We start from the raw sequence: 23150 nt of genomic DNA, 5'->3' as shown, positions 1-23150 counted from the left end.
AAGGCCAGCGCCACGGACAGCCCGTCCGGCGCAATGCCGTGGCCGGTGCCCTCCATGACATGGGCGAAGACCTCGAACCCGGCGGCCTGCAGCGCATCGCCCGCCAGCCCCATGTCCTGGAACGGCACCATCGGGTCCTGGTCGCCGTGGATCAGCAGGACCGGAGGCTTGACGCGGGCCTCGTCCTCCAGCATCTCGGGCACCAGCAACCGGCCGGAAAAGCCGACGATGCCCGCCACTTCGGCGTCCCGGCGCGGCAGCACATGCAGCGCCATCATCGTGCCCTGCGAAAAGCCGATCACGATCATGCGGTCCGCTTCCAGCCCCTCATCGGCCAGAACCCTGTCCAGAAAAGCGTTCAACGCGGTGATCGACCGACCCATTGCCGCTTGCGCCTGCGCCTCGGTCGAGCCGTCCAGCCAGGGGATCGGAAACCACTGATAGCCCATCGGATTGTTGATGCTGCGTTCCGGCGCGTCGGGGGCATGGAAGGCCGTGCCCGGCAGATGCGGCGACAGCGGGTCGGCAAGGCCCAGAAGATCGGCCCCATCGGCGCCGTAGCCGTGCAGGAAGACCACGACGGCATCGGCCTTTTCGGGGCCCTTGCGGGCGGATGTCAGGTCGGTCATCGAATTCCCTCGCGTCCTTTGGCCTGCCGGTAATAGGCCCACAGCCCGCGCGCCGCAACCGCGCGCCAGGGCCGCCAGGGCTGCGACATCGCGCGCAGGGCGGCGGGGCCGGGACGGGCCTCCAGCCCATACAACATGCGCGCGGCCTCTTGCAGCGCCAGATCGCCCGCGGCCAGCACGTCGGCCCGGCCGAGCGCGAATTTCAGATAGATCTCCGCCGTCCATGTCCCGACTCCGGGCAGGGCGACCAGCGCGGCGATGGCCCCGTCATCGGACAGCGTGCGCAGCCCCTGCCAGTCCAGGCCCGCTTTCGCGATCCCTTTCAGGTAGCGCAGCTTGGGCCGCGACAGTCCGGTTGCGCGCAGGGCATCGTCATCGGCCGCCGCGATGGCCTCGGGCGCGACCAGCCCCGCCGCCTGCATCCGCGCCCAGATCGAGGCAGCGGCCGCGACCGAAATCTGCTGACCGGTAATGGCCTGGGCAATGGCCTCGAAGCCGTCGCCGCTGCGGCGCAGCGGCAGCGGGCCAAGCCGCGGAAGCACCCGTGCCCAGACCGGGCAGACCGCCGCCAGATGGGCCGCGCCAAGGGCCAGATCGGCCTCGGTCTCGATCAGCCGCATCTCTCAGCCGGGAACCCGCGCCGCCCGACCTCCGCGCCGCCGGGGCTGCCCCCCGGCCCGCGCCTGCGCGCCCTCGACCAGAACGCCGACCATCGGATGGGGCTGATCGCCCGGCGCGGCCTTGGGCGCGTAGTGATCCAGCAGAAACCGGATCGCCCGGACCGCATCGACGCCCGGAGGCAGCGACAGGGCCCAGTCCACGAAGATCGATCGGCATTCGCCAATTCCGATTCCCTCGATGCGGAAGCTTTCGCGGATCAGGTTCTTGGGATCGGCCTCGGCCATGATCAGCGGGGGTTCAGTCATGATCGGCCTGCGCCTCCAGTTTCAGCCTTGTCTCCCAGGCCATCGAGATATGTCTGCGCAGGGCCGAATCCGCCGCCGCGCCATCGCCGGCCGCAATTGCCTCGACGATCCGGCGATGTTCGACCAGCGCGGTTTCGCTGCGGCCCTCGGCTGCCAGCGAGGTGCGCGCCATCAGCGCCATGCTGCGATGGACAAGGTCCAGTTGCTGCACCAGGTATCGGTTGTGCGAGGCCAGATGAATCTGGTGGTGAAACCGCTTGTTGGCGCGAGCCAGCGCCTCGGGGTTGCGGACGCATTTCTGATCCTCGTCCAGCATCTGCGCCAGAACGCGCACCTCTTCGGGGGTGGCGTGGCGGGCGGCCAGGCGCGCGGCCAGCGCCTCCAGTTCGGCGCGCACGGTGTAAAGCTCGGCCAGTTGGTTGTGATCCAGCGAGGCGACGATCAGGCTGCGTCCGTCGCGGACCAGCATTGCCTGCGTCTCCAGCCGTTGCAGGGCCTCGCGGACCGGGGTGCGGCTGACGCCGAACCGCTCGGCCAGTTCGGATTCGACCAGCCGGTCGCCGGGGCGATAGGTGCCGGCCTCGATGGCCGTCAGGATCAGGGAATAGGCGTCCTTCATGGGCGCCACGATTGGCCGCGCCGGCGCGAATTGCAAGCGCGAGCATACCGGTCTAGGCAGGGTCATGGATTTCGCCGAAGCCGATATCTGGATCTTCGATCTGGACAACACGCTCTATCCGCCCGAGATGGCGCTGTTCCCGCAGATCGAGGCGCGGATGACCGAATGGGTCATGCGCATGCTGTCCGTCGAACGCGAGGCCGCCGACCGGCTGCGCCGCGATTACTGGATGCGGCACGGCACGACGCTGGCCGGACTGATGGCCGAACATGCGATCGACCCTGCCGCCTATCTGGGCCATGTCCATGACATCGACTTCACCGGCCTCGTGCCCGCGCCCGGACTGGCCCGCGCCATCGCGGCCCTTCCGGGGCGCAAGATCGTCCATACCAATGCCGACAGCGCCTATGCCGCCAGGGTTCTGGCGGCGCGGGGGCTGGACGTCTTCGAGGCTGTCTTTGGCGTCGAGGAGACGCATTTCCACCCCAAGCCCGATCCCCGCGCCTACGAGGCGGTGATCGACATGGCCGGGATCGACCCCGCCCGCGCCGTCTTTTTCGAGGACGACCCGCGCAATCTGCGCGTGCCGCACCGGCTGGGGATGCGGACGGTTCTGGTCGGGCCGGGGCGCCACGGTCCGAACGACAGCGCGCCCGAGGCCGAGATCGGCAATCACGTCGATCACCGGATCGGCGACCTCGAAGCGTTCCTGTGCCGGATTGTCCCCGGGCAGCCGCCGGGGCAGAATGGCGGCCGGGATCGCAATGTCCGGGGCCGCCGATGTCGATGATCAGGAAACCTGCCGCCGATGAGGTCGATGTCCTCGTCTCGGGCGGCGGAATCGCCGGGCTGATCGCCGCGGCCGCGTTCGGCGCCGAGGGCTTGTCGGTCCTGTGCGTCGATCCCGCGCCTCCGGTCACGGATGCAGGCGCCTCGGGGGCCGATCTGCGCACCACCGCCTTTCTGGCCCCTTCGGTCGATCTGCTGCGGCGGATCGGACTCTGGGACCGGCTGGCGCCCCATGCGACGCCCTTGCAGGTCATGCGGATCGTGGATGCGGGCGGCGCGCGCCCCGAGCCGCGGCTGATCCGCGATTTCGATGCCGCCGAGATCGGCGACGCGCCTTTCGGCTGGAACCTGCCCAACTGGTTGCTGCGCCGCGAGATTGCGGCCCGGCTGGGCCAGTTGCAGAACGTGCGGTTCCAGCCCGGAACCGGCACCGCCGGGGTGGTCGCGCGCGACGAGGCGGCGCTGGTCACGTTGACCGATGGTCGGCGCCTGCGCGTCCGGCTGCTGATCGGCGCCGATGGGCGCGATTCACCCGTGCGGCAGGCCCTGGGCATCGGCGTGCGGACGTTCCGCCATGGCCAGAAGGCGCTGGCATTCGCCGTCACGCATGAGCAGCCGCACGGCAACGTCTCGACCGAGGTGCATCGCTCGGGCGGTCCCTTCACGCTGGTGCCGCTGTCCGATCGCGACGGGCGGCCCTGTTCAGCCGTGGTCTGGATGGAAAACGGGCGCGAAACCGCGCGTCTGGCCGCGCTGCCGCCAGAGCAATTCGAGGCGGCCCTGAACGCGCGTTCGGCCGGGGTCATGGGACATCTGACCCAGGCGACACGGCTGACCGAATGGCCGATCATCAGCCAGATCGCGGACCGGTTCTGCGGCCCGCGCACCGCGCTGATCGCCGAGGCAGCCCATGTCCTGCCGCCGATCGGCGCGCAGGGACTGAACATGAGCCTGGCGGATCTGACCGCGCTGCTGGATCTGATGCGCGCGGCGCCGGGCGATGCGGCAGGGCTTGCGGCCTATGACCGTTCCCGTCGGCCCGAAGCCCATGCAAGGCTTCTGGGCATTGATGCGCTGAATCGCGCCAGCCAGGCGCAGGCGCGGCCGCTGCGCGACCTCAGGGCGGCCGCACTGGGCGGGCTTTATGGCATCGGTCCGGTGCGACGGATGATGATGCGGGCCGGTCTGGGGCTGCGCTGAAACCCGCGGCTTGCCCGCGCAGGGCCCCCCGCGAAACGGAACGGGGCGTCGGCGGACGGCCTTGAAAGCGCCGCCAACCGGACCCATCTGGCTGGTTCCGGGGACGACCTCGCCTTCATGATCTGCATTGCCGGGACGACCCGGCCCGCCTGAGGTCGTTGCCATGCCCTGGATCATTCTCATCATCGCCGGTCTGCTGGAAATCGTCTGGGCCGCTGCGATGAAGCAGTCGCACGGCCTGACCCGCCCGCTGCCCACCGCGATCATGCTGGCCGGAATGGTCGGCTCGTTCTGGCTGCTGGCGGTTGCCATGCGGCAATTGCCGCTGGGCACCGCCTACATGGTCTGGACGGGGATCGGTGCCATCGGCAGTTTCTTGCTGGGAATCGCGCTGTTCGGCGAGGCCGTCAGCGCCGGCCGGCTGGCCGCGGCCGCGCTGATCGGGACCGGCATTCTGGTGATGAAGCTGTCATCGTGACGCCTGCCGGCAGGGCGGCAGATGGCACGGCCCAGACGTCGCACAGGGCAATTTCCTTCCGGCAGAGGCGGTGTTAAAGGACCGCCAGCCACAGGAGATCAGCCATGCCCGCCTATCGTTCCCGCACCACAACCCATGGCCGCAACATGGCTGGCGCACGCGGCTTGTGGCGCGCGACAGGCGTCCGGGACGAGGATTTCGGCAAACCCATCATCGCCATCGTCAACAGCTTCACCCAGTTCGTGCCGGGCCATGTCCATCTGAAGGATCTGGGCCAGCTGGTCGCGGCCGAAGTCGAGGCAGCCGGCGGCATCGCCAAGGAATTCAACACCATCGCCGTCGATGACGGGATTGCGATGGGCCATGACGGGATGCTGTATTCGCTGCCCTCGCGCGAGATCATCGCCGACAGCGTGGAATACATGGTCAATGCCCATTGCGCCGACGCGATGATCTGCATCAGCAATTGCGACAAGATCACGCCGGGAATGCTGATGGCGGCGCTGCGGCTGAACATCCCGGTCGTGTTCGTTTCGGGCGGGCCGATGGAGGCTGGCAAGGTCGTGCTGGAGGATGGCCGCGTCAAGGCGCTGGATCTGGTCGATGCCATGGTCGCCGCCGCCGATGACAGCGTGTCCGAGGCCGATGTGGCCGCCATCGAACGATCCGCCTGCCCGACCTGCGGGTCATGCTCGGGCATGTTCACCGCCAATTCGATGAACTGCCTGACCGAGGCCTTGGGCCTGTCGCTGCCCGGCAACGGCTCGACCCTGGCCACCCATGCCGACCGCAGGCGGCTGTTCGTCGAGGCGGGACACCTGATCGTCGATCTGGCGCGGCGGTATTACGAGGGCGACGATGCCTCGGTCCTGCCGCGTTCCATCGCCGGATTCAACGCCTTCAGGAACGCGATGACGCTGGATATCGCGATGGGCGGGTCCACGAACACCGTGCTGCATCTGCTGGCCGCCGCGCATGAGGGCGAGGTGGATTTCACCATGTCCGATATCGACAAGCTGTCGCGACAGGTGCCGGTCCTGTGCAAGGTCGCACCGGCCAAGTCGGATGTGCATATGGAAGATGTCCACCGCGCCGGCGGCATCATGGCGATCCTGGGCGAACTGGACCGGGCCGGGCTGCTGGACACCTCGGTCGGCAACGTTCATTCCGGCACGCTGGCACGGGCGCTGGACCGCTGGGACGTGGCGCGCACGGACGCCGCATCCGTCCATGATTTCTATCGCGCCGCGCCCGGCGGCGTGCCCACGCAGACCGCCTTTTCGCAGGACCGCCGCTATGACAGCGTCGATCTGGACCGTGCGGGCGGCGTGATCCGCGATGCCGCCCACGCCTTTTCGCGCGATGGCGGGCTGGCTGTCCTGTATGGCAATCTGGCCGAGGATGGCTGCATCGTGAAGACGGCGGGCGTGGACGAATCGATCCTGACCTTCACCGGTCCGGCGCATATTTTCGAAAGCCAGGATGACGCGGTTTCGGGCATCTTGACCGGCAAGGTCAGGGAAGGCGAGGTCGTGCTGATCCGCTATGAGGGGCCGCGGGGCGGACCAGGCATGCAGGAAATGCTGTATCCCACCAGCTACCTGAAATCGAAGGGGCTGGGAAAGGCCTGTGCGCTGGTCACGGACGGGCGGTTCTCGGGCGGCTCATCGGGGCTGTCGATCGGCCATGTCTCGCCCGAGGCGGCCGAGGGCGGCACGATCGGTCTGGTCGAACAGGGAGACCTGATCCGCATCGACATTCCCAACCGGGTGATCGCGCTGGAGGTCGATGACGCCACGCTGGCCGCCCGCCGGGAAGATCGCGAGGCGTGGGGCTGGAAGCCTGCAAGACCGCGCCGGCGCAAGGTCTCGACCGCGCTGCGCGCCTATGCCGCGATGACCACCAGCGCGGCCAGGGGCGCGGTGCGGGTGGTGCCCGAATAGCATTGGCCGCGTCTGACGATCAAAGGGCGCTTGGCCTTGGGGCGATGGCCGTGGCGATGCTGATCCTGCCGGCCGGCGACGCGATCTCGAAGGCTTTGATGAGCTTTGCCGGACCGTTCGAGGTCACCTTGTGGCGCAGCGTCGCCAACGGGATGCTGTTCGGCCCCGTCGCCATCCTGGCGCGGCGCAGGCTGGGCGGTCCGCCGGTCTCGGGGGCGGCGGTGTTCTCTGGCCTGTTGCTGATCACAATCTCGTTTCTGCTGATCTCGGCCTTCCAGCGGATGCCGATTGCCACCGCCATCGCGATCTTCTTCGTCGAACCGCTGCTGCTGACCCTGCTGGCCGGACCGTTTCTGGGCGAGGTGCCCGGCCCGCGTCGGCTGGTCGCGGTCGGCGTGGGATTGATCGGCGCGCTGATCGTGATCCGGCCGAATTTCCAGATCTTCGGCCCGGTCGCCCTGATGCCGGCCCTGGCGGCGCTGGCCTATGCGGCGAACATGATCGTGCTGCGGCGCGCCAGCATGCGGCAATCGGCGCTGAGCCTCCAGATCGGCGCGACGCTGACGGCGGCCCTGCTGGCCGCTCTTGCCGCGCTGACGGCCGCCTTGTCCGGCCGTGGCGGGCCTTCGTATTTCCTGGCACCGGTCTGGGTGCAACTGGCCGTCCCTGCTGCGGCGATATTGTTCGCGGCGGCCTTCCTGCTGATCACCTTCGCCTTCAGCCGCTGCGAGGCCAGCACGCTGGCGCCGCTGCAATATCTGGAAATCGTCGGCGCGACCCTTGTCGGCCTGATCTTTTTCGGCAGCCTGCCTGATGCCTGGACCTGGATCGGCACTGCCATCATCCTCGGCTCGGGCCTGTATATCCTGCATCGCGACCGACGGGCCTAGATCACAAATAGCCGCGTCAGCGTGAACAGGCCCATGGCGATCATCACCAGATTTTCGGTCAGCGACACGAAGCCCAGCGGCACGTTGCTGTTGCCGCCGACGCAGGCGCATTTCAGTTCGCGTTTCTCGATATAGACGGCGCGAAAGACCGACCATGCGCCGAAACAGCCGATGAACAAGGCCACGGGGCCGGACAGCCAGGGCAGCAGCCCCGCGATCATCAGCAGTCCCGCGCCGGTTTCGAGAAACGGATAAACATAGCCGTAGGGCACCCATTTCTGGGCCAGCAGATCGTAGTTCAGGAACATCGTGGAAAAACTTTCCACGTCTTGCAGTTTTTGCAGACCCAGCAGGACCATCGCGGTTGCGGCGAAATGCGGCAGCACCATCCAGAGCGGCCCGCCGGCGAAGGCGAAGATCGCCAGCGCGATCAGCGCCGAGACGGCGAAGATGGCGATTACCGGCGTGTAGCTGGTTGTTTCCGCGTCAGGCAGAGGCTTGCCGAAGAAGGCACGGAGATCATCATAACCGCCGATCCGCTTGCCGTCGATCCAGGCCTGCGGGGTCGTCTCGACCTCATGTTTCCGCATGAAATCGTCGGTTTCCTCGCGGGTGCGCAGCGGGTGATCCTCGACCTGGTAGCCGTTATGTTCCAGCAGCCACTTGGACTTGCGGCCATAGGGGCAGAGATGCTTGGGCATGACCATTCGGTAAAGGGCGGCGCTTCGGGCCATGGCATTCTCCTTGGACTGAACCTTGGGTCCAACGCACCGGGCCGCGATTCGTTCAGTCGGGCGCGCCCAGCGGACCCGGTCGGCGTTCTTCGGACAGCATCACATTCGCCTCGACCTGCCCGACGCCGGGCAGGGTCATGATCCGGCGACGCAGGATGCGTTCGAAATCGGATATGTCGCGGGCGGTGACGCGCAGGCGATAGTCGAACTGGCCAAGGACGTGCTGGACGATCTGGACCTCGGGGATCGCGGTCACGGCGCGTTCGAAATCTTCCAGGCTTGTTCGGCCCTTGGTGGCAAGCCGCACACCCAGGAATACCGACACCCCGAAACCGAGGGCGGTGTTGTCCACCACCACGCGCCGCCCGGCAAGAATGCCCTGATCGGTCAGCTTGCGGATGCGCCGCCATGCGGCGGGCTGGCCGATGCCGACCGCGCGCCCGATCCGGGCGGCGCTTGTGGTCGCGTCAGAGGCGAGGATGCGCAGGATCGCCAGATCGGTCGGGTCCAGGTCGCTCACAGCGCCAGCTCCACGCTGTCCTTGATCGTCGACACCAGCATCAACGCGTCGCTGTCCGAGACATGCGGTAGCCGCAGGATCCGGTCGCGATAGATTTGCTGCCAATGCGCCATGTCCCGCGCGATCACCGACAGACGCAGATCGACGCTGCCGAGGAAGGTCTGGATTTCCAGGACCTCGGGCACCTCGCGGGCGGCGGCGATGAAGTCGTCGAAAGCGCGCGGATCGGTCTTGTCCAGCGTGAAGCGCAGGCTGACCTGCACTTCGTAGCCAAGCGCGCGCCAGTCGATGCGGCCCTGGATCGCCGCGATGATCCCTGTCGCGCGCATCCTGTCCAGCCGCCGCCACAAGCTGGCCTGCGTGACGCCCGCCCGCTGCGCCAGATCGCTGTTCGGGGCGTCGGGATCGGCCAGAAGATGGCGCAGGATGCGGCGGTCGGTGGCGTCGTGCATGAATTATTCACATGAAGGGTCAACAGGCATGATCTTCGCGCTTTATTGCCATATTTCGATCAGAATGACCAAACGTCTTGTCCCGATTGATCGTAAAACCCGCTGATCGAGAGGAAAGGAAGAACCGATGCGTGTTTACTATGACCGCGATTGTGACGTGAACCTGATCAAGGACAAGAAGGTCGCGATCCTGGGCTATGGGTCGCAAGGCCACGCCCATGCCCTGAACCTGCGCGATTCCGGCGCCAAGAACGTCGTCATCGCCCTGCGCGAGGGCAGCCCCTCGGCGAAGAAGGCCGAGGCTGAGGGCCTGAAGGTCATGGGCATCGCCGAGGCAGCCGCCTGGTGCGATCTGATCATGTTCACCATGCCGGACGAATTGCAGGCCGAGACCTACCGGAAACACGTTCACGACAATCTGCGTGAGGGCGCAGCGATCGCCTTCGCCCACGGTCTGAACGTGCATTTCGGCCTGATCGAGCCGAAGCCCGGTGTCGATGTGATCATGATGGCCCCCAAGGGCCCCGGCCACACCGTGCGCGGCGAATACGTCAAGGGCGGCGGCGTGCCATGCCTGGTCGCGGTGCACAACGACGCGTCGGGCAAGGCGATGGATCTGGGCCTGTCCTACTGCTCGGCCATCGGCGGCGGCCGTTCGGGCATCATCGAGACCAATTTCCGCGAGGAATGCGAGACCGACCTGTTCGGCGAACAGGCGGTGCTGTGCGGCGGTCTGGTCGAACTGATCCGCATGGGATTCGAGACGCTGGTCGAGGCCGGCTACGAGCCGGAGATGGCCTATTTCGAATGCCTGCACGAGGTAAAACTGATCGTGGACCTGATCTATGAGGGCGGCATCGCCAACATGAACTATTCGATCAGCAACACGGCCGAATACGGCGAATATGTCAGCGGCCCGCGCATCCTGCCCTATGACGAAACCAAGGCGCGGATGAAGGCGGTTCTGCGCGACATCCAGTCGGGCAAGTTCGTGCGCGATTTCATGCAGGAAAACAGCGTCGGTCAGCCGTCGTTCAAGGCCACGCGCCGGATCAACGACGAACACCAGATCGAAAAGGTCGGCGCCAAGCTGCGTGAGATGATGCCCTGGATCAGCAAGGGCAAGATGGTGGATCGCGCCCGCAACTGATCGCGGGGGACGGAAAACAGGGAAAGCCCGGGCCGGTCCCGGGCTTTCCGCTGTCAGGACTGCGGATCCAGCTTGTCCTGCGTCCTGGTCGCGAAATCCGATGCGTCGTGGCGTTCCCACAACTGCCCGGACGGCTCGCCCGAGGTCCTGTTCACCATGATGCCGCGTTTGACGGCGGGGCGGGCGGCAATTTCGGCTTCCCAGCGGGCGACGCTGGTATAGCTGGCGCCGTCAAGGAAGGTTGCCGCGTCGCCATAGGCGCCGCCTCTGATCAACCGACCATACCAGGGCCAGATCGCCATATCGGCAATCGTGTATTCATCGCCCGCCATGAAACGATGATCGGCCAGATGGCGGTCCAGCACGTCAAGCTGGCGTTTCACCTCCATCGCGAAACGGTCGATCGCATATTCGATCTTCGTTGGCGCATAATGATAGAAATGGCCAAAACCGCCGCCCAGATAGGGGGCCGAACCCATTTGCCAGAACAGCCAGTTCAGGGTCTCGGTCCTCAGGCTGGGGTCATGCGGCAGGAAGGCATCGAACTTTTCGGCCAGATACAGCAGGATCGCGCCCGATTCGAAGACGCGGCGCGGCGGCGTCACGGAATGATCCATCAGGGCGGGGATCTTCGAATTGGGGTTCACCTCGACGAAACCGCTGCCGAACTGGTCGCCATCGCCGATCCTGATCAGCCAGGCGTCGTAGTCGGCGGATTTGCCGGCCTCCAGCAATTCCTCCAGCAGAATCGTGACCTTCTGCCCGTTCGGCGTGGCCAGCGAATAAAGCTGCAGGGGATGCTTGCCGACGGGCAGGGGCTTGTCATGGGTCGGCCCGGCGACCGGTCGGTTGGTGCTGGCGAATTGTCCGCCGTTTTCCTTTTCCCAGGTCCAGACCTTCGGCGGGGTGTAGTCGTCGTTCATCACATCTCCTGTCGGCTGCCGTGGTTGCAGCCAAGATGTGATGCGCGCGGCCGAAGTTCAACGTGAAGGCGTCGCACAGGTCATGTGCGCCCGTCCGAAGGACATCAACCCGCCGAAAGCTGGTTGTGCCTGCGCGCGATGAAGGTCTTGGCGGTTTCCACCGCGACGGCCGCATCCCGGCAATAGGCGTCGGCGCCGATGGCACGGCTGAATTCCTCGTTCAGGGGCGCGCCGCCGACCAGCACGATGTAGTCGTCGCGAATACCCCTTTCCTTCATCGTGTCGATCACGACCTTCATATAGGGCATGGTGGTGGTCAGCAGGGCCGACATGCCCAGGATGTCGGCCTCTTCCCGCGCAATGGCTTCCAGATAATTCTCGACCGGGTTGTTGATGCCCAGATCGACCACCTCGAAGCCGGCGCCCTCCATCATCATCGAGACCAGGTTCTTGCCGATGTCGTGGATGTCGCCCTTGACGGTTCCGATCACCATCTTGCCCATGCGCGGCGCGCCGGTTTCGGCCAGAAGCGGTTTCAGAATGGCCATGCCGCCCTTCATCGCACCCGCCGCCAGCAACACTTCGGGCACGAACAGGATGCCGTCGCGGAAATCATGGCCGACGATGGTCATGCCCGCGACCAGCGCCTTGGTCAGCACGTCATAGGGCGCCCAGCCACGGTCCAGCAGGATGTGGACGGCTTCCTCGATCTCGTCCTTCAGACCGTCATAGAGGTCGTCCATCATCTGCTGGACAAGCTCGTCGTCATCCAGTTCGGACAGGATGATCTCGTCGTCGTTCTGGGCCATCGGCACGACTCCTGATGCGTTTCACCGCGAAATGGACGCGATTTGACGAAATTGGAAAGCTGCAAAGCGACATGGCGGATCCCGCGCGCGACTTGTGTGTCGAATCGCTGGAAAGTGTTGCCATAATGTTCTAGATTTGCCGCATGTTGCCGCCCAGAAATCCCGATGAGCGTCTGAAGGCCCGCGGCGCCGATACCCGGCCCGTTGGCCGGTTCGAGGTCCATAGCCGCGCGCGCGAGCATGACGGCTGGGAGATCCCCGAGGACGAGACGCTGCTGCGCACCGAAGTCGTGACCGAACAGCCGCGCAGCATCATCACCCGAAACACCTCGCCCGATATCTCGTTCGACCGGTCGATCAATCCCTATCGCGGCTGCGAACACGGCTGCATCTATTGCTATGCGCGGCCGAGCCACGCCTATCTGGGCCTGTCGCCCGGGCTGGATTTCGAAACCAGGATCACCGCCAAGCCCGATGCCGCGCGGCTGCTGGAACGCGAACTGGCCCGCCCATCCTACAGGCCCGCACCGATCGCGCTTGGCACCAATACCGATCCCTATCAGCCGATCGAGGCGAAGCTGGCGATCATGCCCGGTATCCTGCGGGTGCTGCGGGACTGGAATCATCCGGCGACACTGGTGACGCGCGGCCAGACCGTCCTGCGCGACCTGGACTTGTGGGCCGAGATGGCGGCCAGGGATCAGGCGGCCGTCGGCATCAGCATCACCACGCTGCAGCAGGATCTGGCCCGCGCGATGGAGCCGCGCGCGCCCGCACCCGCGACCCGGTTGCGGATGATCCGCGAATTGTCGCGGGCGGGCGTGCCGGTGCGGGTCATGGTCGCGCCCGTGATCCCGGTCCTGACCGAACCCGAGATCGAGGCGATCCTGACTGCCGCGCGCGAGGCCGGCGCGACCACCGCCAGCATGATCCCGCTGCGCCTGCCCTACGAGGTCGCGCCGCTGTTCCGCGACTGGCTGGAACGTCACCGTCCCGGCATGGCCGCCCATATCATGAACCGGGTCCAGGCGATGCGGGGCGGACGCGACAACGATCCGCGCTTCGGTCACCGCTTCAAGGGCGAGGGGGTCGAGGCGCAACTGGCCTTGCAACGCTTTCGCCTGGCGCGCAAGCGACTGGGCTATCGCGAGGGCAGCCCGCCGCTGGATTGTTCGCGCTTCGGGCCGCCGCCGCGTGCGGGCGATCAATTGTCCCTGTTCTGACGCGCGCGATCGCGCCAGAGTGACCCGATGCGCCCGTTTCTGGACAATCAGACCGCCCGCCGCCTGTTTCTGGACCGGCATCTGCTGCTGCGCCCGGCATCCGGCCCCGGCCAGGGCGCCGATCTGCAATCGGTGCTGGACGATCTGGGCTTCGTGCAGGTGGACAGCGTCAACACCCTGGCCCGCGCCCATGACCTGATCCTGTGGTCCCGGCGCGGGCAATACCGGCCGCGGGGCCTGTCGCGCCTGGTCTCGCACCGCCGCTCGGCATTCGAACACTGGACCCATGACGCCTCGGTCATCCCGATGCAGTTCTACCCGATGTGGCGGCTGAAATTCGCGCGCGACGAGGCGCGGATGCGCCTGCGCTGGCCGGGGTGGCGCGGCAAGGGTTGGGACGCCGAGATTGACGGGGTTCTGCAACAGGTGGCCGATCATGGGCCGGCCTCGTCCCTGGAGGTGGGCGGCGGCGACAAGAAAGCCTCGTCAGGCTGGTGGGAATGGCATCCCTCGAAGACCGCGCTGGAATTCCTGTGGCGGTCGGGTCGGCTGGCAATCTGCCACCGCGCGGGCTTTCGCAAGTATTACGACCTGGCCCAGCGGGTTATCCCGGCCGAGCATCTGAACCGGCGGCTCGATGATGCCGAGATCGTCGATTGGGCCCTGTCTCGGGCGCTGTCGCGGCTGGGCTTTGCCAGCAGCGGCGAACTGGCCGCCTTCTTTGCCATTGCCACCCCCGCCGAGGCGAAATCATGGTGCGCCGGGGCGCTGGCGCGGGGCCGCATCATCGAGGTTGATGTGGAAATGGCCGATGGGTCGCGCCGCCGCAGTCTGACGTCGCCGGCAATGCTGGACGCGGCCCGGTCGCTGCCCGAGCCGTCCAATCGCGTGCGGCTGCTGTCGCCCTTCGATCCGGCCCTGCGCGACCGGACCCGCGCCGAGAGGCTGTTCGGTTTCCACTACCGGATCGAGATCTTCGTGCCCGAAACGCAGCGGCGATTCGGCTATTACGTCTTTCCGGTCATGCAGGGTGATCGCCTGATCGGGCGGCTGGATGCGAAACGCGAGGGCAGGACGCTGGCGGTTCGCGCCTTCTGGCCCGAAACCGGGGTGCGGATGGGCAAGGCACGCATGGCCGGGCTGTCGGCGGAACTGGACCGGGTCCGGCATCTGGCTGCGGCAGATGAGGTGACTTTTGCCGCGAACTGGCTGCGCTAGCCGCGCCGGCGGCCGCGCCGCTCGCGCACGGGACCGCCCTCGCCGGTGCCGTCGCTGGACGAACTGAACCCGCCCAGCTGTGACGCAATGGTTTCCAGCGAGGGGCGATCGCCGCGCGGGCGGGTTTCCAGCGCCTCGCGCATGGCGCGCAGGTGATCGGGCATGGTGCCGCAGCAGCCGCCGATGATCCTGACGCCCAGATCGCGGGCGAGGCAGGCGTAATCGGCCATCAAATCCGGCGTGCCGTCGTAATGGATGTGACCCGCCTCGAATCGCGGTATCCCGGCATTGCCCTTGGCGATAAGCGGGCGCTCGTTGCCCGAGGCGGCGAAACCCGTCACCGTCCGCAGCAGATCGGCGGCGCCGACGCCGCAATTCGCGCCATAGGCGACGGGCGGATTGGCCAGCTTTTCGACCGAGGCGGCCAGCTCGGCCGAAGTCACGCCCATCATCGTACGGCCGGCGGTGTCGAAGCTCATCGTGCCGCACCAGGGCATCCCGGCCAGCCTCGCGGCCTCGGCCGCGGCGCCGAATTCCTCGAAGGCGCTGATCGTCTCGACCCAGAGAACGTCCGCACCCCCGTCCTTCAGAGCCTCGGCCTGTTCGTGGAACATCTCGACCGCGGCCTCGCGGGTCAGGGTTCCCATGGGCGCCATGATCTCGCCCGTGGGGCCGATGCTGCCGGCGACGATTACCGCCCGGCCCGCCCTGTCGGCCACCTCGCGCCCCAGTTCGGCCGCTGCGCGGTTCAGTTCGGCCACCCGGCCCTGGGCCTTGTGCAGCTTCAGGCGGCTGGCATTGCCGCCGAAGGAATTGGTCAGGAACAGGTCGGACCCGGCCTCGACCGCGCCGCGATACAGCGCGCGGATCCTGTCGGGCTGATCGACATTCCACAATTCCGGCGGCTCGCCCGATTCCAGTCCCATGTTGAACAGGTTGGTCCCGGTCGCGCCATCGGCCAGCAGCCAGTCGTTTTGGTCCAGAAGTCGGCTCAGCGGATCGGTCATTTCTCTAACCTCGGTCATCGGGGCGAAAACCGTCCGGGGACGGTCACATGTCAACTGGTCCATGCTAGAAGCAGATCCGCCCGGACACAATTTCCGACCGAACGAATGAAAGACCGCGCCGGTTTCCCGACGCGGCTTCGATCTTTGTGTATTCGCGGAGGAAAGATCAGCGATCTTCCGCGTCGTCTTCGTCCGATGCGCCGCCGATATCGTCGAACAGCTCCGAGATCTCGAATTCGGCTTCGGCATCGGCTTCGGCCGCCAGGTCCTGGATCGATTTGCCCTGCGCCTGAAGCTCGGCCTCTTCGGGCGAGCGGGCGACGTTCAGGGTCACGTCGGCGGTGACTTCGGGGTGCAGCACGACGTTGACGACGTGCAGACCCAGATCCTTGATCGGGTTGCCCAGCACGACCTGCTTGCGGTCGATGCTGAAACCCGCCTCGGTCGCGGTGTCGGCCACGTCGCGAGTCGTCACCGACCCGTAAAGCGCGCCGGCATCCGAAGCCGAGCGGATGACCACGAAGGTCTTGCCGTCCAGCGACTTGGCGATCTTTTCGGCCTCGGCCCTGGTTTCGGAATTGCGTGCTTCCAGTTGGATCTTGCGATCCTCGAAGGCAGCGATGTTGGCGTCGGATGCGCGCAGCGCCTTGCCCTGGGGCAGCAGGAAGTTGCGGGCATAACCCTCTTTCACCTTCACCACTTCGCCCATCTGGCCCAGCTTGGCCACGCGTTCCAGCAGGATGACTTGCATGTTCCGGTCTCCTTACTTCACGGCATAGGGAAGCAGGGCAAGAAAGCGGGCGCGCTTGATCGCGCGGGCCAGCTCACGCTGCTTCTTGGCCGAGACGGCGGTGATGCGCGAGGGCACGATCTTGCCGCGTTCGCTGATATAGCGTTGCAGCAGACGGGTATCCTTGTAGTCGATCTTCGGCGCGTTATCGCCCGAGAACGGGCAGACCTTGCGACGACGGAAGAACGGTTTGTTCGCCATTTTTCTGATCTCCTCAGTTCCGGTCGCGACGGTCGCCGCGATCGCCGCCCCGGCGGTCGCCGCGCTCTTCGCGCTTCTGCATCTGGATCGAGGGACCTTCCTCGTGCTGGTCCACGCGGATGGTCATCACGCGCATCACATCGTCATGCAGCCGGGCCAGTCGCTCCATTTCCTGCACGGCGTCCGAGGGGGCGTCGCTGCGCAGGAAGGCGTAATGGCCCTTGCGGTTCTTGTTGATCTTGTAGGCGAGGGTGCGCACACCCCAGTATTCGTTGTCCACGACCTTGCCGCCATTATCGGCGAGAACGGTCGAGAAATGTTCGATCAGCCCTTCGGCCTGCGTGTTCGACAGGTCCTGACGGGCGATCAGCACATGCTCGTAAAGAGGCATGGCGATCCTTTCGGGTTCGGGCGCACTTCATAGGCGGGCTTCGACCTTCCGCGCCCGCCACGAGAGGTTGCGCGGATTGCATGTCTCGGCGGAAGGATGCGGCCTTATAGCCGGGAATGCTGCGGATGCAAGGCGATTCGGTGCCGCGCGTGTGGGCCAGTCCGCCCCTTGCCGAGCCCGCCGCGCGCCGGCATCGTGGCGGGGACAGCAGACAGGAGGCGGCGGATGGCGCTGGAAGATGCGAAGACCCAGGTCGATCAGGCGTTCACGCGCGACGATGCGCGCGGCCTGTCCTACGAGAATGCCTTTGGCGGCGCGACCAGTTTCCTGCGTCGCCGCTATGCCAAGGATCTGGCGGGCGTCGATCTTGCCGTGACCGGCATCCCCTTCGATCAGGCGGTGACGAATCGTCCCGGCACCCGTTTTGGCCCGCGCGCGATCCGCGAGGCATCGACCCTGCAACCCTATGATCCGCCCTATGGCTGGGGCTATGATCCGCTGAGCCTGCTGAGCGTCGTGGATCACGGTGACATGGCCTTCGATTACGCCAATATCCGCGAGGTGCCGGCCCGGATCGAGGCGCATGTGGGCAAGATCCTGGATGCCGGGGCCGCGCCCGTGACGCTGGGCGGCGATCACTTCATCACCCTGCCGATCCTGCGCGCGGTCGCGGCCCGGCGCGGGCCAGTGGCGCTGATCCAGTTCGACGCCCATTCCGACACCTGGGTCGATGACGATCCGGACCGGATCGACCACGGCACCTTTCTCTACAAGGCAATCCGCGAAGGCGTGGTCGATCCCGCGTCCAGCGTCAGCATCGGCATCCGCACGGAAAATCCCGACACGCTGGGCGTGACCATCCTGGATGCGCCCGGAGTCCATCGCGACGGCATCGACGCCACGCAGATCCGCATCCGCGAGGCGGTAGCAGATCGTCCGGTCTATGTCACCTTCGACATCGATGCGCTGGACCCGGCCTTCGCGCCGGGCACGGGAACCCCGGTCTGGGGCGGGCTGGCCAGTTGGCAGGCGGCGGCGCTGCTGCGCGGCCTGGCGGGTGTGGACCTGATCGGCGGCGACGTGGTCGAAGTCTCACCCCCCTATGACACGACCGGCGCGACGGCGGTGGCCGGCGCCCATGTCGCGATGGAGTTGATCGCGCTTTACGGCTGGACCCGGCGCTGATTGCGTCCCGCGATGGCCGGCGGCCAGCCCACGGACCTGCGGATATTTGAGGACCGAGACAGGACGGGTCGCTTGCCGATACCGTCTGGCTTGGGTAAGCGGTTCGGATGCTTCCCGAAGACCGCCTTGTCCAGATCGTTCAGCGTTTCGAGTTTCTCGAAGCGCGGCTGAACGCGGGGGCCGAGCCTGCCAGGATCGCCGAGATCAGCCGCGAATATGCCGAGCTGAAACCGGTCGTCGACGAGATCGCGGCATGGCGGACGGCGCGCGAGGGCATGGCCGAGGCGCAGGCGATGCTGGCCGATCCCGAAATGCGCGAACTGGCCGAGGACGAAGTGGCCCGACTGCGCGAGGCGCTGCCCGCGCTGGAACAGAAGCTGCGGATCGCGCTGCTGCCGCGAGACGCGGCCGACGCGCGGCCCGCGATCCTCGAAATCCGGCCCGGCACGGGCGGCGACGAGGCCGCGTTGTTCGCGGGCGATCTGCTGGCCATGTATCGCCGCCACGCCGAGGCGCAAGGCTGGGATTTCCAGGTTCTCGAACTGGCCGAAACGGAACTGGGCGGGGTCAAGGAGGCCGTCGCCCGGATCGCCGGCGAAGGCGTGTTCGCCAGGCTCAAATACGAATCCGGCGTTCACCGCGTCCAGCGTGTTCCCGCAACCGAAAGCGGCGGTCGCATCCATACCAGCGCCGCCACCGTGGCCGTCCTGCCCGAAGCCGCCGAGGATGCCGATATCGACATTCCGGCGGGCGATATCCGCATCGACACGATGCGCGCCTCGGGGGCGGGCGGGCAGCATGTCAACACGACCGATTCGGCCGTGCGGATCACCCATCTGCCGACCGGAATCGTCGTCACCAGCAGCGAGAAGTCGCAGCATCAGAACCGCGCCAATGCAATGGCCGTGCTGCGGGCCCGCCTTTATGACATGCAGCGCCAGAAGGCCGATGCCGACCGCGCCGCCGACCGCAAGTCGCAGGTCGGCAGCGGCGATCGAAGCGAGCGTATCCGCACCTACAATTTTCCCCAGGGGCGGATGACCGATCATCGGATCAACCTGACGCTCTATGCACTGGACAGGGTGATGGCCGGTGATCTGGCCGAGATCATCGACGCGCTGACCGCCCATGACCAGGCGGCGCGGCTGGCCGCCGAAGCATGAAACTGTCGCAGGCCCGGCGCGCGGCCGCGGCCGCGCTGCGTGCCGCCGGTATCGAGGGCGGCGCGCGCGATGCCGATCGCATCCTTGCCGCCATCCTGGGATTCGCGCCGCAGCGTTTGCGCCTTGTCGACGACCGCGATCTGAACCCGGTCGAGATCGCGCGTCTTGATCGTGACATCGCCGCCCGCGCCGCGCGGCAACCGGTTGCGCAGATCGTGGGCTTTCGCGACTTCTACGCCCATCGCTTCCGGGTCACCCGCGACACGCTGGACCCACGCCCCGAGACCGAAACCCTGGTTCGGGCGGCGCTGGATCTGCCGTGGCGCAACCTGCTGGACATGGGCACCGGCACCGGCGCGATCCTGATCTCGTTGCTGGCGGCACGGCCCGGCACGGCAGGGACGGGCACCGACATTTCCCAGGCCGCGCTTGACGTGGCGCGGACCAATGCCCAGATGAATGGCGTGCCGGCATCGTTCATGCGGGCCGACTGGTATGACGGCATTGTCGGACGTTTCGACCTGATCGTGTCGAACCCACCCTATCTTGCGCTGCACGAGATGGACGATCTGGCCCCTGATGTCCGGCAGTGGGAGCCGCATTGCGCCCTGACAGATGGCGGCGACGGGCTGGCCGCCTATCGCATCATTGCCGCCGGGGCGGCGGACCGACTGACCGAGGGTGGACATGTTCTGGTCGAAATCGGGCCTGCCCAGGGGCCCGATGTCGCCGGCCTGTTCCGCGAGGCCGGGGCGCAAACCCGCCTGATCCGCGATCTGGATGGGCGGGATCGTGTCGTTCTGGCCGGTTTCCAGCCCTGAAACGGCAGGTTGTCGCGATTTTGCGGGAAATCGGACAAGTTTTCCCTTGTATCGGCCGGTCGCGCATGGTTAGTCGGCATCGTGCCGGGGCCGACAAGCCACCGCACGGGTCAGCCTGACACAGCCGAAACCGACTGGCGCGCGCCGCGTGCCGTCAGGTGCAAGGCCGGGTTGAACGGTATGGCGTCTTTCGCCGCAGATGCCGCCCGCAACGCCGTCCAGACCAAACTGGAACCACTGACAGACAGAGTGATGAGATCATCGAAATCCCGTTCGCGCAACAAGTCGAACCGCCAGCGTTCGCTGGGCAATATCGTAAACCGCGTCTTTGACAGCTCGGGTCCCGAGGGCAAGGTGCGTGGCACGCCCCAGCAGATCATCGAGAAATATCTGACACTGGCGCGCGATGCCCAGCTGTCCAACGACCGCGTGGCCGAGCAGAGCTTTCTGCAACATGCCGAACACTACACGCGGATGCTGGGCGAGGCGCAGCGCGAGATGGCCGAGCGCCAGAATCAGCACCAGCAGAACAATCCGCATCATCAGCAGAACCGCCAGGGCGGCGATGACGAGCAGGGTCGCGATGCGCAGAATCGCGATTCCGGTCGCGGCGAAGTGACGCCGCAGCAGAATGGCCGCGATCATGCCGGCAGGGACCGCGATCAGAATCAGCGCGACGGCCACCCCCCGCGCGATCACGCGCAGTCAGAGAGCGAATCGGTCCCGGATCGGCGCGCCGATGCCCCTGCCACGACCGAAACTTCGGTGGAATCGGTCACGCGTAAATCGCCCGGTCGTAACCGCCGAGCCGCGCCGCCTGAATCCGGCGATGGCCTGCCCGATGCCGTGGGTGCCGGCGAAGACGACAAGACCGGACCGGTCGAGACGCCCGAGGCCGGCGCTGCAAAGCCGGCCCGGTCGCGGGCACCGCGCGGCACCGCCCGCGCACCCGCGACGCGCAGTCGCCGCAAGCCCGCCGCCGAGCCGGACGAAGGCGTCGCGGTTCCCCAGGGCGGCCAGAATGCGGCACCCGAGGAAAACCAGTCCTGATCCACACCCGGAGCCCGTCCGCGCGCGGCGCTGCGGCCCACCGGGGCGGCTGGATCGGCAGGTCGGCGGATCCTCGAGTGTGGCTCGACGGCGCAGCGCCGGCCGTGACCGGATTGCGCGAATAGACCTTGGGTCGACGGCAGGGATGGCTCGATTCTAGCCGCGGGTTTCGGCCAACAGGCGGGCCAGCGCGCAGAAATGGTCGAGGTCGATTTCCTCGGCCCTAGCGGTGGGGGCGATATCCGCCCGTTCCAGCAGCCCTTCGATGGCGGGGTGAAGTCCGCGCAAGGCGGCGCGCAGCATCTTGCGGCGCTGGTTGAAGGCGGCGGCCGTCACCTGCGACAGGATCGCGGGATCGGCCGGGAAGCGCGGCTGCGGCAGCGCGGTCAGCTGGACCACGGCGGAATGAACCTTGGGGGCGGGCACGAAGGCCTCGGGCGGCAGCGTCATCACGATCTGCGCATCGGCCCGCCACTGTGCCAGCAGCGCGAGGCGGCCATAGGCCTTGCTGCCGGGTCGGGCGACGATCCGTTGGGCCACCTCTTTCTGGAACATCAGCGTCAGCGATTGCCAGAAGGGCGGCCATTCGGGCGGGGTCAGCCAGCGGATCAGCAATTCGGTGCCGACGTTATAGGGCAGGTTCGCGGCGATGCGGATCGGCGGTGTCAGAAGCGCCAGCGGGTCGATCTCCAGCGCGTCGCCGTGCAGCACCGTCAGCCGCCCCGGATAGGCCCCGGCGATCTGGGCCAGAGCGGGCAGGGCACGAGCATCCTTTTCGATGGCCAGGACATGACGCGCGCCCTCGGCCAGCAATCCGCGCGTCAGGCCGCCGGGGCCGGGGCCGATTTCCAGCACATCGCATTGGCTGATGTCCCCCGCCTGACGGGCGATCTTCGCGGTCAGATTCAGATCCAGAAGGAAGTTCTGGCCCAACTGCTTCCTGGCCCGCAGATCGTGGCGCGCGATCACCTGCCGCAGGGGCGGCAGATCGTCGATGCCGCTCATGCCGGCGCGGCCGGGGGTTTTGCACCCCCGGACCCCCGCAGGGTATTGGGACAACGAAGAAGCCTCATTCGCGGGCGGCCGCCATGTCGCGGGCCATCTTCAGGGCCGCGATGGTCGAGGCCGGATCGGCGCGGCCGGTGCCGGCGATGTCGAAGGCGGTGCCGTGATCGGGCGAGGTGCGGACGAAGGGCAGGCCCAGTGTGACATTCACGCCGCCCGCGAAATCCAGCGTCTTGATCGGAATCAGCGCCTGATCGTGATAGGCGCAGATCGCCGCGTCCCAGCGGGCGCGGGCCGGAGCGTGGAACATCGTGTCGGCGGGCAGCGGGCCGGTCAGGTCCAGCCCCTCGGCGCGAAGCCGGTCCAGCAGCGGCAGGATGCGCTGACTTTCCTGGCGGCCCATCGCACCGCCCTCGCCGGCATGAGGGTTGAGCCCGGCGACCGCGAGCCGCGGCGCGGGGATGCCGAAATCGCGAATCATCGCGGCGTGGGTGATGCGGATCGCCTGTTCCAGCGCCGCATCGGTCAGCGCCTCGGGCACCTGTTCCAGGGGGATGTGGATCGTCGCGGGCACGACACGGCAGGGCGGCGCCACCGTCGTCGAGGCCAACATCATCGCCACCGGCATGCCGCCCGCCAGATCGGCCAGATATTCGGTATGGCCGGGAAAGGCAAAGCCCGCGCCATCCCTCAGCGCCTGTTTGCTGATCGGCAGGGTGGTGAGCCCCGCCGCCTCGCCGCGCATGACCAGGGCCACGGCCTGCGCGATCACCGCGATCACGCCGGCCGCATTGGCCGGATCGGGGCGGCCGGGTCGGGCGAGGGCGGGGAAATCGTGGCGCAGCACCGGCAGATGGCCATCGGGCACCGTGTCGGAGGGGGCGGCGATCTGGGTCCATGCGGTGCCGTCGGGCAGATGGCGCGGATCGCCCATCCAGGCGAAATCGACGCCTGAAGCCAGAGCCAGCGGCGCCAGTTCCGGGCCGATCCCGGCAGGTTCGCCACAGGTCAGGATGATCCGCCCCGGCATCGTC

At 66.9% G+C, this 23150-nt stretch carries 27 protein-coding genes; 12 read left to right on the top strand and 15 right to left on the bottom strand.

Annotation, left to right across the window (positions count from 1 at the left end; translation table 11 throughout):
• From B4A72_RS02315 to B4A72_RS02300, 4 genes are all read right to left on the bottom strand, one after another.
• Positions 1-629 (bottom strand): alpha/beta hydrolase (locus tag B4A72_RS02315; RefSeq protein ID WP_292978039.1); only part of this gene is annotated, 629 nt, incomplete at its 3' end.
• Positions 626-1249, bottom strand: a complete 624-nt coding sequence (locus B4A72_RS02310; protein ID WP_292978038.1) for a DNA-3-methyladenine glycosylase family protein — start codon at positions 1247-1249, stop codon at positions 626-628. The genes B4A72_RS02310 and B4A72_RS02315, both read right to left, overlap by 4 nt.
• 3 nt (positions 1250-1252) lie before the next feature.
• A complete protein-coding gene (locus B4A72_RS02305; protein WP_292951767.1) occupies positions 1253-1555 on the bottom strand; it encodes a hypothetical protein in 303 nt (100 codons plus the stop codon).
• Positions 1548-2174: a GntR family transcriptional regulator gene (locus tag B4A72_RS02300; protein ID WP_292951770.1), complete on the bottom strand. Its 627-nt coding sequence runs from the start codon at positions 2172-2174 to the stop codon at positions 1548-1550. The genes B4A72_RS02305 and B4A72_RS02300 overlap by 8 nt, the downstream gene beginning before the upstream one ends.
• 64 nt (positions 2175-2238) lie before the next feature.
• Between B4A72_RS02300 and B4A72_RS02295 the strand changes: the two genes are divergently transcribed.
• The 5 genes from B4A72_RS02295 (at position 2239) to B4A72_RS02275 (ending at position 7474) form a co-directional block, all read left to right on the top strand.
• Positions 2239-2964, top strand: a complete 726-nt coding sequence (locus B4A72_RS02295; protein ID WP_292951906.1) for a pyrimidine 5'-nucleotidase — start codon at positions 2239-2241, stop codon at positions 2962-2964.
• Positions 2955-4163 carry a UbiH/UbiF family hydroxylase gene (locus B4A72_RS02290; protein ID WP_292951773.1) on the top strand — a complete coding sequence of 403 codons (1209 nt, stop codon included), beginning with the start codon at positions 2955-2957 and terminating at the stop codon, positions 4161-4163. The genes B4A72_RS02295 and B4A72_RS02290 overlap by 10 nt, the downstream gene beginning before the upstream one ends.
• Before the next feature lie 163 nt (positions 4164-4326).
• The gene (locus tag B4A72_RS02285; protein ID WP_292951776.1) at positions 4327-4641 is read left to right on the top strand and encodes a DMT family transporter; all 315 of its coding nucleotides are present in this window, start codon (positions 4327-4329) and stop codon (positions 4639-4641) included.
• 104 nt (positions 4642-4745) lie between these two features.
• Positions 4746-6584 carry a dihydroxy-acid dehydratase gene (ilvD, locus tag B4A72_RS02280; protein WP_292978037.1) on the top strand — a complete coding sequence of 613 codons (1839 nt, stop codon included), beginning with the start codon at positions 4746-4748 and terminating at the stop codon, positions 6582-6584.
• Between the two features lie 44 nt (positions 6585-6628).
• Positions 6629-7474 (top strand): DMT family transporter, encoded by an 846-nt coding sequence (locus tag B4A72_RS02275; RefSeq protein WP_292951782.1) that lies wholly within the window; start codon positions 6629-6631, stop codon positions 7472-7474.
• Here B4A72_RS02275 and B4A72_RS02270 read toward each other — a convergent pair.
• From B4A72_RS02270 to B4A72_RS02260, 3 genes are read right to left on the bottom strand one after another with little or no spacing between them, the layout of a single operon-like run.
• Complete coding sequence (locus B4A72_RS02270) at positions 7471-8208, bottom strand: MauE/DoxX family redox-associated membrane protein (protein ID WP_292951785.1); 738 nt, start codon at positions 8206-8208, stop codon at positions 7471-7473. The genes B4A72_RS02275 and B4A72_RS02270 overlap by 4 nt on opposite strands.
• Positions 8209-8260: 52 nt before the next feature.
• Positions 8261-8728 carry an Lrp/AsnC family transcriptional regulator gene (locus B4A72_RS02265; RefSeq protein ID WP_292978036.1) on the bottom strand — a complete coding sequence of 156 codons (468 nt, stop codon included), beginning with the start codon at positions 8726-8728 and terminating at the stop codon, positions 8261-8263.
• A complete protein-coding gene (locus tag B4A72_RS02260) occupies positions 8725-9180 on the bottom strand; it encodes an Lrp/AsnC family transcriptional regulator (RefSeq protein ID WP_292951791.1) in 456 nt (151 codons plus the stop codon). Before B4A72_RS02260 ends, B4A72_RS02265 begins: the two co-directional genes overlap by 4 nt.
• A gap of 127 nt (positions 9181-9307) precedes the next feature.
• On the opposite strand from B4A72_RS02260, the gene ilvC reads away from it, so the two are divergent.
• Positions 9308-10330 (top strand): ketol-acid reductoisomerase, encoded by a 1023-nt coding sequence (gene ilvC, locus B4A72_RS02255; RefSeq protein WP_292951794.1) that lies wholly within the window; start codon positions 9308-9310, stop codon positions 10328-10330.
• Positions 10331-10383: 53 nt separating this feature from the next.
• Here ilvC and yghU read toward each other — a convergent pair whose 3' ends face one another.
• Both yghU and B4A72_RS02245 read right to left on the bottom strand, forming a co-directional pair.
• Complete coding sequence (gene yghU, locus B4A72_RS02250) at positions 10384-11253, bottom strand: glutathione-dependent disulfide-bond oxidoreductase (protein ID WP_292951797.1); 870 nt, start codon at positions 11251-11253, stop codon at positions 10384-10386.
• Positions 11254-11357: 104 nt separating this feature from the next.
• Positions 11358-12062, bottom strand: a complete 705-nt coding sequence (locus B4A72_RS02245; protein ID WP_292951800.1) for a corrinoid protein — start codon at positions 12060-12062, stop codon at positions 11358-11360.
• Positions 12063-12205: 143 nt separating this feature from the next.
• On the opposite strand from B4A72_RS02245, the gene B4A72_RS02240 reads away from it, so the two are divergent.
• Together B4A72_RS02240 and B4A72_RS02235 are read left to right on the top strand one after the other, a co-directional pair.
• Positions 12206-13285, top strand: coding sequence for a PA0069 family radical SAM protein (locus B4A72_RS02240; RefSeq protein WP_292951803.1), 1080 nt, complete (start codon positions 12206-12208; stop codon positions 13283-13285).
• Positions 13286-13312: 27 nt separating this feature from the next.
• The gene (locus B4A72_RS02235) at positions 13313-14503 is read left to right on the top strand and encodes a winged helix-turn-helix domain-containing protein (protein WP_292951806.1); all 1191 of its coding nucleotides are present in this window, start codon (positions 13313-13315) and stop codon (positions 14501-14503) included.
• Here B4A72_RS02235 and bmt read toward each other — a convergent pair.
• The 4 genes from bmt to rpsF all read right to left on the bottom strand — a co-directional run bounded on the left by bmt (position 14500) and on the right by rpsF (position 16892).
• Positions 14500-15510: a betaine--homocysteine S-methyltransferase gene (bmt, locus tag B4A72_RS02230; RefSeq protein ID WP_292951908.1), complete on the bottom strand. Its 1011-nt coding sequence runs from the start codon at positions 15508-15510 to the stop codon at positions 14500-14502. The two genes, B4A72_RS02235 and bmt, sit on opposite strands and share 4 nt — an antisense overlap.
• 166 nt (positions 15511-15676) lie before the next feature.
• Complete coding sequence (gene rplI, locus B4A72_RS02225; protein WP_292951809.1) at positions 15677-16261, bottom strand: 50S ribosomal protein L9; 585 nt, start codon at positions 16259-16261, stop codon at positions 15677-15679.
• Between the two features lie 12 nt (positions 16262-16273).
• Positions 16274-16501, bottom strand: coding sequence for a 30S ribosomal protein S18 (gene rpsR, locus B4A72_RS02220; RefSeq protein WP_037205280.1), 228 nt, complete (start codon positions 16499-16501; stop codon positions 16274-16276).
• A gap of 13 nt (positions 16502-16514) precedes the next feature.
• Positions 16515-16892, bottom strand: coding sequence for a 30S ribosomal protein S6 (gene rpsF / locus B4A72_RS02215; RefSeq protein WP_292951820.1), 378 nt, complete (start codon positions 16890-16892; stop codon positions 16515-16517).
• Positions 16893-17117: 225 nt separating this feature from the next.
• On the opposite strand from rpsF, the gene speB reads away from it, so the two are divergent.
• The 4 genes from speB (at position 17118) to B4A72_RS02195 (ending at position 21111) form a co-directional block, all read left to right on the top strand.
• Entirely contained in the window at positions 17118-18077 is a 960-nt protein-coding gene (speB, locus tag B4A72_RS02210; RefSeq protein WP_292978035.1) for an agmatinase, read from the top strand.
• Between the two features lie 107 nt (positions 18078-18184).
• The gene (prfA, locus tag B4A72_RS02205; protein ID WP_292978034.1) at positions 18185-19240 is read left to right on the top strand and encodes a peptide chain release factor 1; all 1056 of its coding nucleotides are present in this window, start codon (positions 18185-18187) and stop codon (positions 19238-19240) included.
• Entirely contained in the window at positions 19237-20061 is an 825-nt protein-coding gene (gene prmC / locus B4A72_RS02200) for a peptide chain release factor N(5)-glutamine methyltransferase (RefSeq protein ID WP_292951829.1), read from the top strand. The genes prfA and prmC overlap by 4 nt, the downstream gene beginning before the upstream one ends.
• A gap of 252 nt (positions 20062-20313) precedes the next feature.
• Positions 20314-21111: a DUF4167 domain-containing protein gene (locus B4A72_RS02195; RefSeq protein ID WP_292951832.1), complete on the top strand. Its 798-nt coding sequence runs from the start codon at positions 20314-20316 to the stop codon at positions 21109-21111.
• A 156-nt stretch (positions 21112-21267) separates the two neighbouring features.
• On the opposite strand, the gene rsmA is transcribed toward B4A72_RS02195, so the two are convergent.
• Both rsmA and pdxA read right to left on the bottom strand, forming a co-directional pair.
• Positions 21268-22116 carry a 16S rRNA (adenine(1518)-N(6)/adenine(1519)-N(6))-dimethyltransferase RsmA gene (gene rsmA / locus B4A72_RS02190; RefSeq protein WP_292978033.1) on the bottom strand — a complete coding sequence of 283 codons (849 nt, stop codon included), beginning with the start codon at positions 22114-22116 and terminating at the stop codon, positions 21268-21270.
• A 64-nt stretch (positions 22117-22180) separates the two neighbouring features.
• Positions 22181-23146, bottom strand: coding sequence for a 4-hydroxythreonine-4-phosphate dehydrogenase PdxA (gene pdxA, locus B4A72_RS02185; RefSeq protein ID WP_292978032.1), 966 nt, complete (start codon positions 23144-23146; stop codon positions 22181-22183).
• Between the last annotated feature and the right edge of the window lie 4 nt (positions 23147-23150).

Source organism: Paracoccus sp. UBA5162 (assembly GCF_002413585.1).
GTDB lineage: Bacteria > Pseudomonadota > Alphaproteobacteria > Rhodobacterales > Rhodobacteraceae > Paracoccus.
The sequence above is the reverse complement of the archived record's forward strand: the minus strand, read 5'-3'. Positions and strand labels throughout refer to the sequence as shown.